This is a genomic window from Bradyrhizobium ingae (assembly GCF_055791185.1).
Genome location: NZ_JBVUBB010000029.1, coordinates 71,749 through 87,382, shown reverse-complemented (window position 1 = coordinate 87,382; position 15,634 = coordinate 71,749). Strand labels below are relative to the sequence as shown.

The 15,634-nt window shown below is 59.0% G+C and carries 10 protein-coding genes and 1 pseudogene; 7 read left to right on the top strand and 4 right to left on the bottom strand.

Going from position 1 to position 15,634, the window contains the following annotated elements:
* Positions 1–244: 244 nt before the first annotated feature.
* The 3 genes and pseudogenes from ACV1FX_RS30845 to ACV1FX_RS30835 all read right to left on the bottom strand — a co-directional run bounded on the left by ACV1FX_RS30845 (position 245) and on the right by ACV1FX_RS30835 (position 4,924).
* Positions 245–2,407, bottom strand: coding sequence for a prolyl oligopeptidase family serine peptidase (locus ACV1FX_RS30845; RefSeq protein WP_473121314.1), 2,163 nt, complete (start codon positions 2,405–2,407; stop codon positions 245–247).
* A gap of 204 nt (positions 2,408–2,611) precedes the next feature.
* A pseudogene (locus ACV1FX_RS30840) lies at positions 2,612–3,095 on the bottom strand (M16 family metallopeptidase); the annotation flags it as partial.
* 758 nt (positions 3,096–3,853) lie between these two features.
* Entirely contained in the window at positions 3,854–4,924 is a 1,071-nt protein-coding gene (locus ACV1FX_RS30835; RefSeq protein ID WP_473121313.1) for a YeiH family protein, read from the bottom strand.
* A gap of 85 nt (positions 4,925–5,009) precedes the next feature.
* Here ACV1FX_RS30835 and ACV1FX_RS30830 point away from each other — a divergent pair, with 85 nt between their 5' ends.
* The gene (locus ACV1FX_RS30830) at positions 5,010–5,912 is read left to right on the top strand and encodes a LysR substrate-binding domain-containing protein (RefSeq protein ID WP_473121312.1); all 903 of its coding nucleotides are present in this window, start codon (positions 5,010–5,012) and stop codon (positions 5,910–5,912) included.
* 868 nt (positions 5,913–6,780) lie between these two features.
* On the opposite strand, the gene metC is transcribed toward ACV1FX_RS30830, so the two are convergent.
* Positions 6,781–7,944, bottom strand: a complete 1,164-nt coding sequence (gene metC, locus ACV1FX_RS30825) for a cystathionine beta-lyase (RefSeq protein WP_473121311.1) — start codon at positions 7,942–7,944, stop codon at positions 6,781–6,783.
* 1,288 nt (positions 7,945–9,232) lie between these two features.
* On the opposite strand from metC, the gene ACV1FX_RS30820 reads away from it, so the two are divergent.
* The 6 genes from ACV1FX_RS30820 to ACV1FX_RS30795 all read left to right on the top strand — a co-directional run bounded on the left by ACV1FX_RS30820 (position 9,233) and on the right by ACV1FX_RS30795 (position 14,759).
* On the top strand, positions 9,233–10,264 hold the full coding sequence (locus ACV1FX_RS30820; protein WP_473121310.1) for an amino acid ABC transporter substrate-binding protein: 1,032 nt from the start codon (positions 9,233–9,235) through the stop codon (positions 10,262–10,264).
* Between the two features lie 87 nt (positions 10,265–10,351).
* Positions 10,352–11,539: an amino acid ABC transporter permease gene (locus tag ACV1FX_RS30815; protein WP_473121309.1), complete on the top strand. Its 1,188-nt coding sequence runs from the start codon at positions 10,352–10,354 to the stop codon at positions 11,537–11,539.
* Positions 11,540–11,542: 3 nt separating this feature from the next.
* Entirely contained in the window at positions 11,543–12,703 is a 1,161-nt protein-coding gene (locus ACV1FX_RS30810) for an amino acid ABC transporter permease (protein WP_473121308.1), read from the top strand.
* Between the two features lie 30 nt (positions 12,704–12,733).
* Positions 12,734–13,516, top strand: a complete 783-nt coding sequence (locus ACV1FX_RS30805; RefSeq protein WP_473121330.1) for an amino acid ABC transporter ATP-binding protein — start codon at positions 12,734–12,736, stop codon at positions 13,514–13,516.
* A gap of 170 nt (positions 13,517–13,686) precedes the next feature.
* Positions 13,687–14,040 (top strand): carboxymuconolactone decarboxylase family protein, encoded by a 354-nt coding sequence (locus ACV1FX_RS30800; protein ID WP_473121307.1) that lies wholly within the window; start codon positions 13,687–13,689, stop codon positions 14,038–14,040.
* 563 nt (positions 14,041–14,603) lie between these two features.
* The gene (locus tag ACV1FX_RS30795) at positions 14,604–14,759 is read left to right on the top strand and encodes a transposase (protein WP_473121306.1); all 156 of its coding nucleotides are present in this window, start codon (positions 14,604–14,606) and stop codon (positions 14,757–14,759) included.
* The last annotated feature ends 875 nt before the right edge of the window (positions 14,760–15,634 follow it).

Sequence of the window (15,634 nt, the reverse complement as noted above, 5' to 3'; positions counted from 1 at the left end):
CGTCCAGGTGCTCGCGTTATCGTACCCGTCCGCGTCGCCTTCCGCTCCGAGTACAGCGTCGGCTCCCGGAACAATCTTCTTTCGCGGCTCAATGGCTGGCCTGCATGCTCCCCTGCCGACGCTTCGCCAGCGCCCTCACGGACGCTGCCGCACGGCTCGGGGCCGATGTGGGACACTACTCCTTCATTGTAATGGACTCTCACCATCTACTCCTTGCCGGCCTCCCGGCGCACACGCAGTAAGACTAAGGACGACCGAAGCCTGGTGGCAGGCGCATGTAGAGATTCTTGAGCGAAAAGGCGAGGCGATCCGCAGCCGCATTCGCGACCGAGGATCGCCTCGTCCCCGCCCCATGCCCGGCCTTCATCTGCACCTCGAGCAACACCGGCTTATCGGTGGCGGCCAACGCTTGCAGGCGCGCGGCGAACTTCAAGCTGTGCATGGGCGCGACGCGATCGTCAGTTTCTGCCGTCCCGATCAGTGTGGCCGGGTATCGGCGGCCTGGCTGGATGTTATGGTAGGGCGAATAGCTGCGCAGGATCGGGAACATCTTGGAATCTTCCGGATCGCCGTATTCCCGAGCCCAGAGCCGCCCGTTGTTGAATTGAGGAAAGCGCAATAGGTCTAGGACAGCCACAGCCGGGAAGGCGACAGCGAAGAGGTCGGGACGTTTCGTGATCGTCGCGCCGATCAACAAGCCCCCATTGCTGTAACCCAGCGCCGCCAGTTTCCGAGGGTTAGTGTAGCCAGCGCCCACGAGGTATTCGGCCGCATCGATGAAGGCGTCGAACACAGCCGGCTTGTTCTGCAACATGCCTGCCCGGTGCCAATCCTCCCCGTACGTGCCGTCCCCCGGCAACTGGGGGAAGGCAAAAAGGCCCCCCATGTCCATCCAGGCGACTTGCTCGGGGCGGAAGTCGGGCGGAAAGGTCAGGCCGAAGCCGCCGTAGCCATAGAGCAACGTCGGCGTTGCGCCTTTCACTAAGCCGCCCTTCCTGTAGGCGAGGAACAATGGGACGCGCTTGCCATCCCGGGTGGTGTAGAAAGTCTCTTCCACGACGTAGTGGGCAGGATTGACCGGAGTTCGTGGCCGCCGTACGGGCGCAACCCTGCGAGTCGCGATATCGTAACGATAGACGCTGAAGGGCGTCGCGAAGCTCGTGTACTCGAAGTAGACTGTAGACGCGTCCTCCAGCCCGGCGAAGCCGCGCGCTAGGCCGGGACCAGGCAGGCTGACCTCGCCGTCCTGCGCCCCGTCTTCACGGAAGACACGAACCCGCGACTTCCCGTGATGCAAGTAGTGCGCAAAGAACCGCTCCCCGCCGCAAGTGACCGCGAGCAGGGGATCTGTGGTCTCCGGGATGATGATGCGTGGCGGGTCGCCCAGGCGGCCGAGGTCGAAGGCGACCAGACGGCGGTTGGGCGCGCCTTCGTTGGTCAACACGTAGAACACCGCACCCTGGACAGCCACGAACCGATTACTGGCGAGCTGGTCCTGCTTCCCAATGAAGATCGGTTTGAATCCGTCCTTCGGCCGAGTCAGGTCTTCGAAGAGTAGCGTCGCCCCACCACCTTCGAACCCTGAGTTGACGATGAGGTAGCGACCGTCGGCAGAGACCGATCCGATGAACATGTGGTCCGGGTTGGCCTTGTTCTCATACACGAGTCGATCTTTGGCCTGGGGCTCGCCGAGCCGGTGGTAATAAAGCTGCTCGCCGACGTTGGGGGCGCGGAATTCTTCATCCTTCGGCGGCTTCGGGAAGCGCGTGTAGTAGAACCCTTGACCAGCGTAGTCCCAGGCAGCCGCGCCGAACTTGTTCCAGCGCACCTCGTCAGGGAAAACCTTGCCGGTCGCAGTATCGATAACGCGCCAAGTGCGCCAGTCGGAACCTTCGTCATGGACCGCATAGGCTACCAGCCGGCCAGTCCGCTCATAGGCGACGGCAGCGAGTGCGCTAGTCCCGTCCTTGCTCCACGAGGCCGGGTCAATGAGTTTCACGGGCTTTGAACGGTTGCTCCGGACGATCCAGAGCGCGGCCTGTTGATCACCGGGGCGCCGGCGGAAGAAGAATTTGCCCCTGTCCCGACGCATGGGTGCGCTCACCGTCTCGATATTGAGGAGGGCTTCGAGCCTGCGGTGGATCGCACGACGCTCAGGCACTCTTGCCAGATATCTCCTCGTCAGACGGTTCTCCGCCTCGACCCAGTTGCGTACTCGGGGCGCGGTCCGAATGTCGTCCTCTAGCCACCGGTAAGGGTCCTCCACTTGGGTCGACCCATACCGATCGATCCTCGGCGCGGCGGCCGCGAAGGGGTAGCGCAGCGCGTCAGCCCCCGAAGCCGGACCGGTGCAGGCCAGGGCGGCGACGGCCGCCCCTATGGCCAATTGTCGGAGGCGGCGGGGCATACGCACACTTTGCTCATTTCTCAATCCGTACGCTCGTCAGTGAGATAGAATTCAAGCGGGTCGCGCATCGTCGCCTCGGAGAAGTTAGGGGCGAAGCACAGCGCATCAAACAGCGTCCAAGAGAGAGGCCCTCTTGTTTCTCTTCGAGAACAGTCATGGAGGTGGCGAGTTCGATTGATGGAGCGCGACTAGCCGTAAGGCACTTCAGTTCGACTTCGGCGCCGGCGCTGCGGCCGGCTGCGCCGCGGCCTGCGGGGCGCGGCCGACGACGACAGTCAGAAGGCCCCGGTCCCACGGCCGCTTTGCGGCCGGCCTGGCGCCGTCCAGCGTCACGGCATCGACGATGGCATTGCGCTTCTCGATATAGTCGATCGGCAGCTTGTCCTGCCGATATTGCAGTAGCGCCTGGGCGAGCTTGGAGGAGCTGTCGACTGCCAGCATCTGCGATGCCCTTGAGATAGGACTTCGCCTCGTCTAGCTCCTTCTGCGTCGGTACCTCCTCGGCGATGCGGCGCACCTCCTTCTCGATCGCGTCGATGGTGTCGCCGGCACGTTCGGCACGCGTGCCGGTGTTGCCGATGAAGACGGCCGAATGCTCCATCCATAGCAGCGATCCAAACGCCGAATAGGCGAGCCCGCGCTTCTCGCGTACCTCGCGATAGAGCCGGGAGGACAAGCCACCGCCGCCGTGCACGCCGATATAACCTCCGGTCCAGCTCCACAGTGCTGGCGGGACTTTCATCGTCGGCTCCAGATCCGCCGAATGAGCGACACCGCATTCCATGAGTGCAACTGTTGCGGCACCCAAAAAAGGAATCGAGATCCCATATCACCTCTCAAACACACGACGCTCGCGCCATCTGCAACGCAGCTCGAACGAGCGTCGTCGTGGCGTCGCTTCCACGCTGCGTGTGGTGTGCAGGATCTAGGCCAGCGGGTGCGATGCGCATCCCGGCGGTTTTTCGATCGCGATGTTGTCTGCCAGACAAAGCCTGTGGTGATAGGAACAAGCCGCACGTCTGTGGTCGAACACAAACGCATGCTGTAGGCCGGGACCGCTGATCGCTCGCGGCGGCACGCAACGGCGCCGGTGCGCCCCCGGACCATTGAGCACTGGTCCCCTCGAGCATGAAACGTGGCGGACCCACAACCCAGGACAAGCCCATATGGTGCGCCGGTCTTCCGATGTCACTCTCGTCAGAGACGCTGGGTGCGCCGACGGACGATTTGAAGGCGAACGCCAATTCAGGTTCGACGCAGGGAGACCTAACGCGCTCGCGCCGACGCTCGCTCCTAGACCGAGGCAGCCCCAAGACGAAACACGGTCATGCGGTAGCCAACCCGCGCATGAGAGCTTGATCAACCGTCGTCTTTGGCCCTGCCTCCTACCGTGGGCACCTTCGAAGTCCAGCGTCCGGGCGCTCAGCCGGAAGCGGCTCCGCTTGGCTAGGTCGGTATCACGTAGCGAACGAGACAGAAGCTGACGGCGATCAAGAAGATGAGCGACAACGTTACAGCGGCCGTCACTCGGGCTCCGACCTGTCCGACTACGCGAAGATCCACGCCCAGGCCGAGCGCGGCCATCGACAGGACCGTGAAGACGCTGGCGATGTAGCGGATAGGCGAGATGAAGTTGTCGGGAATCAAAGATAGAGACCGCAATGCCGCCAGCGCGAAAAACACGATGATGAACCAGGGGACTGCTTCGAAGCGCTTGCGCTTCGACGGTCTCGCCGCCCCGTCAGTGCGCAGGCCTCGTGCCAGGTAGGCGATTGAAGCGACAACCGGTCCTAGCATCATCACTCGCACCAGCTTGACGACGGTGCCGATCTGGGTGCTGACGAGGCTTGCCGGCATTGTAGCTGCCAACACTTGCGGTACGGCGTAGACGGTCATGCCCGCTAGTATCCCGTATTGAACCTCCGAAAGAGCAAACAGCGGTATCAGCAGGGGCAATCCGAGAACAACGATGACACCCAAAATTGCGGTAAAGGCGATCGAGGAAGCAATTTCATCGGAGTTCGCACCGATCAGAGGCGCCACAGCGGCGATAGCCGAGTTTCCGCAGATTGAGTTTCCACAAGCGACTAGAATGGCAAGACGGTTTGAAAGCCCCAGAGATCGGCTCACCGCGTAGCTGATCACGATGGTCAGAATGACAACGCAAATGGTCGCCACCAGAAGAATTGGACCAGAACCCGCAATCGTCGAGAAGGTAATCGAGGCACCCAGCAATGCGACGGCAACTTCCAGCAATTGCTTCGCGCTGAAGGCAACGCCTGCTCGCCAGCGGGTGCCCGGCGTCCAAAAGGTGCGAATGGCCGTTCCGACGAGAATGGCGATCACGATCGCTTCTAGGTAGGGATGACCAAAGCTCGATTCCTGTGCCATCTGAAGACTGATCGCTACTGCTGTCACTGCAGCGCAGAGGACTATCCCGGGAAGAACCGAGGATACCGCTGAAAAGGCTGAAACAGCTGGCGTGGACTTCTTGGTGCCATCGACTTGATCCGACATCTCGTTCCCCTAAAGAGAACAAAATATGCGTGACACGAGCAATTTTGGAAAATATCAATTTGTCATGAACCGATAATGGGGAATTATGGCCCTCAACCTTCATTTGCTTCGGATGTTCGTGGCGGTAGCCCGAGTGGGCAGCTTTTCTCGCGCCGCTGAAGGAATGAATCTAAGCCAACCGGCACTGTCAAAGGGAGTGCGGGACTTCGAACTCCAGGTCGGCTGCCGGCTGTTGAACCGGTCTCAAAAAGGCGTGGTGCCTACGGCGGAAGGCCTCGCTTTGCTGAAGTATGCGGAGGATCTATTTGCCGCCGAGCGCGCAGCGGAGGAAATGCTCTCGTCTAAGCGCAGCCTGAACAACGGATCGCTGCGAATTGGTGCAAGTACGACGATTGCCACCTACATGCTCGCTCCTTATCTGGGGGCCTTTCATAGGGCCTACCCTGGGATTGATCTTCATCTTGTCAGCGCGAATACGCGCGAGATTGCCGAGCAGATGGCGGCTCAGGATATAGATATCGGCTTGGTAGAGGGGCCGATCGAGGAAGGTATTGTGATCGCCGAGAAATGGCGAACTGACATCATGAAGTTGATTGTGTCCGAACATCATGATTTCGCTTCGGAGAAAGAGCCGATCGATCCCCAGCGTTTGGGAGGCGAGGTGTTGATTCTACGTGAGCCAGGATCTGGTTCGCGCGAAGTCGTAACGCAGGCACTCGCGGCGAACAACATCGAGCCGCTCCGGCTCCTCGAGATCGGTAGCACGGCTGCTATTAAGCAAGCCGTGGCGGCAGGAATCGGCGTTTCCATCGTTTCGACTGTTGCGACGAGAGACCAAGTCCGGCTGGGCTATCTGAAGGCCGTAGAGCTCCGCGGAATCACGATAGCGCGCTCGCTATGGCGACTGAGGCTATTGGATCGAACTCCGAGACCTGCCGCACGAGCATTCGACAAGTTGTTGGATGATCCGGAAGTGCCCCAATCCTAGCGACAGATAAGCGCCGTCCGCCCTTAAAAATCTCACGTCGTCCGCTCGGCTATGATTCGAGGCCTGTCGGTCCGCCAATAAGCCGTTCATAAAGGCCGGCTCTGGCAGCGTCAGCTGTGAAATGTCGGAGTTCGTCTCCCTCTTCAATGAGGGCGAACTGTGCGCCGCCGAGGCGAGGCATTCTGTTCTGAAAGTCTCGGCCCAGGACCACACCCATGCCGGTCGTTTGGGTGGTCGCGCTGAACTCGCGAACTGGATCGTCAGGGACGGTATCGGTCATCTTGGTCAGCAACAGTGCGACAGTTGCGCATCCACTCTGCTGAAAAACAAGCGTCTCGCTGCGTGTCCCTAGGATCCGAATAGCGCAACCAGCCTCACATGCGGGTCGTCCTCTGGGAATCACGGCGGGAGATATCCGAGTTCCCCAAAGGATGTTGGCGGATTGCTGCTGCTTTTGACCGCTACGGGGAGATGGCTGAGCCTGAGGTTCGATCACCACTTCATCGAAAATCGTGCTGTAGAACAGTATCTCCGACGACTCTAAGGGCCGCGTCTTGGGCTTACGGAGAGAAAGCGCCGATGCCGAGCCGGCGGGTGTCGCTCTCGCCGCGATGCTGACCGGTCTTGCGATCGCATCCCGGATTGGCAGGGACTTTCATGCCAGTGCCGCCGCAAAGTCGGGTAGTGAAAAATGCTAACGCCAGCTGTAAGCGAGACTATCTGAACCCCATTGCCGCTCCTTGGTTTGCTTGGCCTGGGCGCGACATCTTGCGGGAGCGCGATATGTGCGCGAGTTCGCGGCAACGACACCGGGGCGCCAAATGCGAGTTTTGTGGCGGAAGGGGCTCATCGCCGATTCGATGCCGGTTCATATTGCACGGGCCTCCGCCGTGCGCATGGCCGCGAGAGCCTTTGTGAGGTCGGCAATGAGATCGGTGGGATCCTCAAGGCCAATATGCAGCCGCACCAGAGTACCCGATAATTGGAACGGGCGGTCAGTCCGGGTGAAGCGGGCCGGCAGGGCAAGGCTCTCATAGCCTCCCCAGCTCGAGCCGATCCCGAACAGCTTCAGCGAATCCATGAAGGCGGTCAGCGCGAGTTGAGAACGGGAGGCAAGCTCGACGCCAAAAAGTGCGGAGGAGCCACTGAAGTCGCGGGACCAAAGCGCGTGCCCTGGATCGTCGGGCAGGCCAGGATGCAGCACACGCAGTACGTCCGGCTGCGTCTGAAGCCAGCGCGCGACAGTGAGCGCACTTTGCATCTGGTGGTGCATCCGCACGCCGAGTGTGCGCATGCCCCGTAGGACCAGATAACAGTCATCCGGACTGGTCGAGAAGCCCAGATCAGCCACGACGTTGCGAATTGGTCGCCACCACTCTTCGGTCGTCGCGATAGTGCCCATCATCACATCGGAGTGGCCGCAGAGATATTTGGTTGCCGCCTGGATCGAGATGTCAACTCCCTTGGAGAGAGCATCGAAGAACAGCGGACTGGCCCAGGTGTTATCGAGCAGGACAGGGATCGATCTCGCATGCGCGGCCTTCGCGATGGCGGGTATGTCCTGCACCTCGAAGGTGAGCGAGCCGGGACTTTCGCAGAATACTGCTCGGGTATTGTCACGGAACATCCCGGCGATTCCGTCGCCGATCAAGGGGTCGTAATAGGTCGTCTCAACACCGCTTCGTGTCAGCAAGCCATCACAGAAGACGCGCGTAGGTCCGTAGACCGTATCCACCATGAGGAGATGATCACCGGTCTTAACGACGGCGGTGAGAGCGGCCGTAATGGCAGCAAGCCCAGACGGCACCACAATCGCGCGATGGCAACCTTCTAGCCTCGTGATTGCCTGCTCGAGCGAGAATAGTGTGTCAGTGCCATGGATGCCGTAACGCAGCGCCTCGAACCGGTCGGCGCGCGTCGCGTCGAAGGAGGCAAGGTCCTTGAATAAAATCGTGGAGGCCCGTGATACCGGGGGATTGACCGGACCGGCGGGGGCGCGGCCGCCGCGGACGAGCAGCGTGTCTTTTTTCATGATGCAAACCTTGAAGTAGGGAGATCAACCGCGCGCGACGAAAGATATTAAATCTTGCGAAGAAGCAGATGCAGATTCAAGCATCGGCTTGATGTGGAGGCCGATATTCGTGGGCACTCCGAGAGTGCCGCCCCGCATGATGCGAGGCGCCGTATGACTACGCCTAGGGCGTAAGCTTCACAACCCAAATTTGTTGACGATATTCATAAGCGAATTTGTTGTTGCCGGTCAGTGTTGGTGATCGCTGTGTGCAGGCCTGACCGGGCATTCGATTGCAGGCACCAGTAGCTTAGAGACTGGCGAGAGGGGGCATCGGCGGCATGCGCCGGCGGAGGTCGCGCCGTTACGTTGGTGAAGCCTAGCGCCGACGAGCATGGTAGCTCTACGATCTTTCACGCGAAGTCGCTTTCCTGCGAACGGAAGATGGCGGTGCCGATCGGGCGCCCGATCGAGAATCGATCCGATATCTGAGGGACGTGCGCGGAAGACGGCGGGGTCACTTAAAAAAAGTTGAACTCATCCGTGAATATATCTCGTTTGCTTGATCCAAAAAACAACGCGATGCTGGGTGATCAGGAAATCGCGAAGCTTCGAGTGTGCACTCATAAGGGCGGCGCAGATGTCGAACTGGAAGGAGATGCTGTGGACGCGACTTTATCGCCGGCACAAGCAAATATCTCGATTGTCGGTCGTGTTGCTGTCGAAATGGAATATCGCCCGCAGTTGTTTCGAGACGAGAAACGAGACCTTCTGGATCCTTGCCCCTGGTATCGGAGTCACAATGGTAATAGCCACCATAATATTGCTGATTGGGAGGTAAGGTCGCTTATGCCAGTCTTTCTGGGGCAGTACATGCGACGTCGTTCTGATCTGTGTACTCAGCATTACGAGTACACGGTCTGGCGAACGAGTTGAGTAGGGGGCTAGTTCGCAAGGCGCGGATCGCTTCGGATTAACCGCCGGATGCGCGCTGGTGTAAGCCAAGCAAGGTGCGGTCTAGGGTATGTGGGATCATTCCCAGAGCTATGCACGAGCCGATCGCGACCGGTCGTTCGATGGGCAACTGCGTCTGGTCAACACGTGTTCCGCAATCAGTTGCAACGCATGGATCGCGTTGACGTTCGGGTGTGCGGGCTAAAAAACAATCTGCGCCACAACGGATCTGGCCCGAGCAAGGCTCGCCGAGATCCCATTGGCTGTAACGATCCGAAACGGCTCTCGATGCCGAGTCAGCTCACGGGTTGGAAGTCCGTGGCGAAGATGTTTGACGAAGAAGAGGGTGGAGACCATGAGAAAGAAATCATTGGCAATCGCAGCAGGTGTGGCGTCGCTCGCGCTGACTGCATCGGTGGCGTCGGCGGACACGTTGTCCAACATCAAGTCAAAGGGCTTTCTCCAGTGCGGTGTGAACGTAGCCTTGGCGGGCTTTTCCGCTTCGGATGACAAGGGTCAGTGGACTGGTCTCGATGTTGACTTCTGCCGTGCGGTCGCGGCAGCCGTATTCGGTGATCCTAGCAAGGTCAAATTCACCGGGCTGACGGCCAAAGACCGGTTCACCGCGCTTCAATCTGGAGAAATCGATGTCCTGTCGCGCAACACCACCTGGACGGTGAGCCGCGACACTTCGCTTGGGATCAGCTTCGTTGGCGTCATGTATTATGACGGCCAAGGCTTCATGATCGACGCGCGGAAGTTGCCCGATGTCAAGTCGGTCAAGCAACTGTCGGGCGCGGTGATTTGCGTGGCGGCGGGGACGACGACAGAATTGAATCTCGCCGACTACTTCAAGGCCAACAAAATCGACTACACACCAGTGGTCTTCGACACCCTTGAGGAGGCGACTGCGGCCTACAATGCGGGTCGATGCGATGCCTTCACAAACGATCAATCTGGTCTTTACGCAGCACGCCTGCAGGCTTCGTCGCCGAAGGACTTCGTCGTATTGCCGGAGATTATTTCCAAGGAACCGCTCGGGCCTGCCGTGCGTCAAGGGGACGCTAAGTGGCTGAACATCGTGAAGTGGACCTACTTTGCGCTGCTTGATGCCGAGGAGGCTGGCATTAACCGGTCGAATGTCGATGAGATGAAGGGGAGCAGCAATCCCGACATCAAGCGGATACTTGGGACCGAAGCCGGAACGAAGATCGGTACTGATCTGGGCCTGTCAAACGACTGGGTCGCCAACATCGTCAAGGCGACCGGTAACTATGGGGAAATCTTTGAGCGTAACCTCGGGTCGGGTAGCCCTTTGAAGATCTCTCGTGGTGTCAACGCATTGTGGACCAAAGGCGGTATCCAATACGGCGTGCCGATACGCTGATAGCCCTACGATGGGCGGGGGCATTCAGGATAATTCTGGGTCCTAGCACGCCACATCGGCATCAAGAATTCACGCGAGGGGAGCGCAGTGTCACAAGAGGTAGTTCTCGATGTCGCGCCGACGAAGGCGTCGCCGTTCTATGACCCGAAGCTCCGGAGCATCGTCGTCCAGGTCGCAATTGTCGTTCTGCTGGTGCTCGGGCTCTGGTGGATCTCCGACAATACCATCGAAAATCTCCGTCGTTCCAATATTCCGACAGGATTTGAGTTTCTGAATTCACGCTCCGGGTTCGAGATTCCTGACCGACTTATTGATTACAGTTCGGAGTCATCCTACGGCCGGGCCCTGCTGGTTGGCATTGTGAACACCGTGCGTGTTGCCGTCTTGGGCATCATCGTCGCAACAATCATAGGCTTTGTGGTTGGCATCGGCCGACTATCGAGCAACTGGATGATTCGCAAGCTTGCGACCATCTACATTGAAGTCTTCCGCAATGTACCCCTGCTGCTCGTGATTCTATTTTGGTACCAAGGAGTGCTTGCGTTGCTGCCGAACGTGCGCAGCAGCCTGGCGTTGCCCTTCGGTTCATACCTCAACAACCGCGGTCTCCATCTCCCGCGCCTGATCTGGAGCCAGGGAGCTTGGCTGATCATTGCAGGGCTCATGTTAGCCATTGGGCTGTCATGGCACGTCGCGCGAAGAGCGCATGCCCGCCAGATGGCAACGGGGCAGCAACTCCCCGTCTTCTGGGTTTCAGTTGCACTCCTCATAGGTTTGCCGCTGCTTGGTTGCGTGCTGACAGGGTTTCCGATGACCGTCGAATTCCCGCAGAAGGGCACCTTCATGCTGACGGGAGGGCTCAACGTGAAGCCCGAATTTCTGTCGCTACTTTTGGCGCTGTCCTTCTACACGGCAGCGTTCATTGCAGAGATCGTTCGCGCTGGTATCCAGGGTGTCCCGAAGGGGCAGGCGGAAGCTTATTCCTCCCTGGGGATTCGCCCTGGGCAAGGATTGCGTCTGGTGATCATTCCGCAGGCACTACGTATCATCATCCCGCTGCTGACGAGCCAATATCTGAACTTGACGAAGAACTCGTCGCTTGCAGTGGCCGTCGGTTATGCGGATTTGTACGCAGTGGGCGGTACAATCCTGAACCAGACCGGGCGGGCAATCGAGGTCGTCGTACTCTTTATGGTGGTCTATCTCGGTTTGAGCATTCTGACTTCTCTCGTCATGAACTGGTTCAACGTCAAGCTGGCACTCAGGCAGAGGTGAGGCATGCAGCAACGTGACATTGCCTGGGTGCGCACCGACATGACCCTTGCGCAACCTGCGCCGAACTCCGAGGTCGGGATTCTAGCTTGGATGCGCAAGAATCTCTTCGCCACGCCGGCGGACATGCTCCTGACGGTTGTTGCTGTGATCATAGCCGCGTGGGCGTTGCCACAGATCCTGAGCTGGCTGTTCTTCAATGCCGTCTGGGTTGGCACCGATCGACCTGCCTGCCTCACCATCGAACAGGGCGGCCAACTGCCGGCCGGTTGGTCGGGTGCGTGCTGGCCGTTCGTATCCAACCGGTTCGGCTATTTCATGTTTGGCCGTTATCCGTTGGAAGAGCGCTGGCGCGTGATCCTGGCGGGCGCCATTTTCGTGGGACTGCTCGTCCCGCTGCTCATTCCGCGCCAGCCGCTCAAACGGGCCAATGCGATCCTGTTCTTCGGCATCTATCCGTTTATCGCCTTCGTTCTGTTGGTTGGCGGGGCTTTCGGGCTGCCTTACGTCGAAACCCCGCTTTGGGGTGGACTTATGGTCACTCTCGTCCTTGCCTACGTTGGTATCGTCGTCTCGCTCCCCCTGGGCATTGTCTTGGCTCTTGGCCGTCGATCCAGGATGCCGACGATCAAGCTACTCTCTGTCATCTTCATCGAAGCTGTTCGGGGAGTTCCACTGGTCACAGTGCTGTTCATGGCAGCGTTCATGCTTCCTCTTTTTGTGCCGCCCGGTACGACATTCGACAAGTTGCTCCGCGCGCTCATCGGCGTTGCGCTGTTTTCATCTGCTTACATGGCGGAAGTGGTGCGGGGAGGGCTTCAGGCTATGCCCAAGGGCCAATACGAAGGAGCGGATTCTCTCGGGCTCAGCTATTGGCAAAAGACAGGGCTGATCATCATGCCGCAGGCCCTAAAGCTCGTCATTCCAGGGATCGTCAATTCTTTCATTGGACTGTTCAAGGACACGACGCTGGTCCTCGTCATCTCGATGTTCGATCTGCTTGGGATCGTCAAGCAGGGCATTTCCGGAGACGCCAATTGGGCGACGCCGCAAACCGCAAGGACCGGTTATGTTTTTGCCGCAGTGATCTTCTGGATCTTCTGCTTCGGTATGTCTCGATATTCGCAGTATGTGGAACGGCGTCTTGAAACTGGGCACGAGCGCTGAGAAGGAAGCCTGCAGATGAGCACAAAACGTATGTCCGGCGCTGCGAAGGTAGATCTCAGCAGGACGCAAGTCTCGGCGAATGAAGTCGCAGTCGAGATCATCGGCATGAACAAATGGTACGGCGGCTATCACGTTTTAATGGACGTGAACCTCAAGGTTATGTGCGGCGAGCGCATTGTTATTTGTGGGCCTTCGGGATCCGGCAAATCGACAATGATTCGCTGCATCAATCGCCTGGAGGAGCACCAGAAGGGCAAAATCATCGTCGACGGCAAGGAGCTCACCAGCGATCTCAAAAAGATTGACGAGGTCCGTCGTGAGGTCGGCATGGTGTTTCAACACTTCAACCTCTTTCCGCATCTCACGATCCTACAAAACTGCACGTTGGCGCCAATTTGGGTTCGCAAGACGCCGCGCAAGGAAGCAGAGGAAATCGCGATGCATTACCTGCGCAAGGTAAAGATTCCCGAACAGGCTAATAAGTACCCCGGTCAACTGTCTGGCGGTCAGCAGCAGCGCGTCGCGATTGCGCGTTCTCTCTGTATGAAGCCGCGGATCATGCTGTTTGACGAGCCAACCTCGGCGCTCGATCCGGAGATGGTCAAGGAGGTCTTGGAAACGATGGTGGGTCTGGCCCAAGAGGGGATGACCATGTTGTGTGTCACTCACGAGATGGGGTTCGCGCGCAAGGTGGCTAACCGTGTCATTTTCATGGATTCCGGTCAGATCGTCGAGCAGAATACGCCGACCGAATTCTTCGGAAACCCACAACACAGCCGGACAAAACTCTTTCTTAGCCAAATTCTACACTGAGGGTATGCCTCTCGAGTGTGTCGCGGACTTCCGCGACGGGATAGCCGAGAGGGAGGGCACCTATAGCACTTGCACGACTATCGAGCGCGCAAACTGTGGCGCGTTTGTTGACGGCTTCGTCTTATATGATGTGGCGATGTTCTGAAGAGCAGAAGAGAAGAGGAGAGTACATGTTAGACTGGTTGAAGTATCGCGCTGCCGTGAAGTCGCGGGTTGGCGACTTGTCGAAGCTCGCACCGGAAACGGTCAAGGGATATCTGGCTCTGGCCAATTCCGGCGATAAAGCGCAGCATCTCGACGGGAAGACGCGTGAATTGATCTCACTTGCGGTTGCTGTCACCACCCACTGTGATGGCTGCATTGCCAGCCACGTTGAGGCCGCAATGAAGCATGGCGTGTCGAAGGCTGAGATTGCCGAGGCACTTGGCGTCGCGATTGCAATGAATGCGGGTGCGGCGCTAGTCTATACAGCTCGTACCTTGGATTGCTTCGATCAGATGTCCGGTACGAACGTTGCTGCATAGGCAACGGCCGGTTCTTCCCTGAATAGTTGAATTGTCGCCTGGTCGGAGGCCATCCGACCGGGCGCTGTCCTAGCCAGCATTCAGGCCGCACTATTCAGAGTTTGCTCGCGCCTTGGGCCTTCCTCAGATCTGCGAAATCCTGCCTGGGCAGGTCCAGGACGGTTCTCACCTTGGGGAGTTCTGCCATGTCGTCGTCACTCGCGGCGATCTCAACGAGCGTGATGCCTAATCGAGGCAGATGCGATCTGGTCCTTTCGGAACGTTGGGGCGTAACTGGATACGCGCGCGACAATGGCACCAGCGATCGAGCACATCATCCGGCAGCAACTGACCTTCCTTGGCCCCATAGGGCGCGCAGTCCTCCGTCGCGTCCTTCCCCGCTAACGGCGGCGAAATCCAATTGGTCAACAGGTCTTAAATGCGGGAACCACTCGTTCAATACCGTAAGCGGCAAAGAGACCCAATCTAGCGGAGTGGGTGAGCGATGGGCTATCGGCTGCTGAGTTTGTGAGCCGATGCGAGCTTCTATGTCTGCGCCTAGTTCTGGAACTAGAACCTTCCATATGATCGAAGCGGTCGCCGAGCGTCTTGAGGGAGCGCCGCGGCAGCTTCGCCGACGCTGGTCGGACGAGTTCAAGGCGCAAGTTGTGACAGAGGCACTGGAGCGTGGCGCGAGCGTATCGGCCATCGCCCACCGGATCGGCATCCACCCGTCGTAGCTGTTTGCTTGACGCCGTGATGCTCGGGCCGAGCAGCTTTGTCGCTCGCGGCACTCGGATTGCGATGGTGCGGTGGCTTCTGTGGCAGGCGCAGTGATCGAGATTGCCATTGGCGATATCGTCGTGCGCGCCGATTGACAAGCGGCCCACACGGGCCGATTTTCGTTTTGTGAATTGCGTCGGGCTCTCGTCAGCTTTTGGAAAGCTAGCCCGAATACAGAACCATTGAGGTTAGGGCGCGTGGTAGGGACAGCGCTATCTATCCAGAAGGGTCAGCGCCGAGTCGCGTCGCTGCTAACCTCAATTGGCAGCGCGGACGCGGTAGGGATAGCGCCTGTTCCATTGCCCCCAAGCCGACCCGGCGCCGAGTCGCGCCCGCGCTGCTTCCAGTCCCAGACTGATCGTCAAGCCCCTTGCGACGGCCAGCTCTGGTGGTTGTGCCAATGAAGTTTTTCTGGACGGATACATCCGACGGTCAGCTTCTGCCGCTGAGGCTGGGACCGTTAAAGTTAGCGGCGGGCGTGGTAAGGACAGCGCTGTATCTGACATCAGGCGCCGAGTCACGTTGCCGCTAACTTCGCCCTGGGGACCGAAATGGACGGGGATCACCAACGGGACAAACCTTCGCCCGCCGAGCTGAGGCGTCTCTCCCGCCTCAAGTCAGTACGGGCGACGATGGTGACATCCGCAAACCTGAAAGGACCACGTTTCGGCCTGCTTCAACTGGTCCTGGAGCATCGGCCGCGCCAGTAGACGCAGCGCCGTTCGGTCGGTCGCTACCGCCATTGCTCCCGCATGGAGCAGGAGGCGGAGGGAGGGGCCTTCGACTAGAGTCGTCAGCTTCTCGACAGCTAGCCTGAGTAGGCAGATCCGAT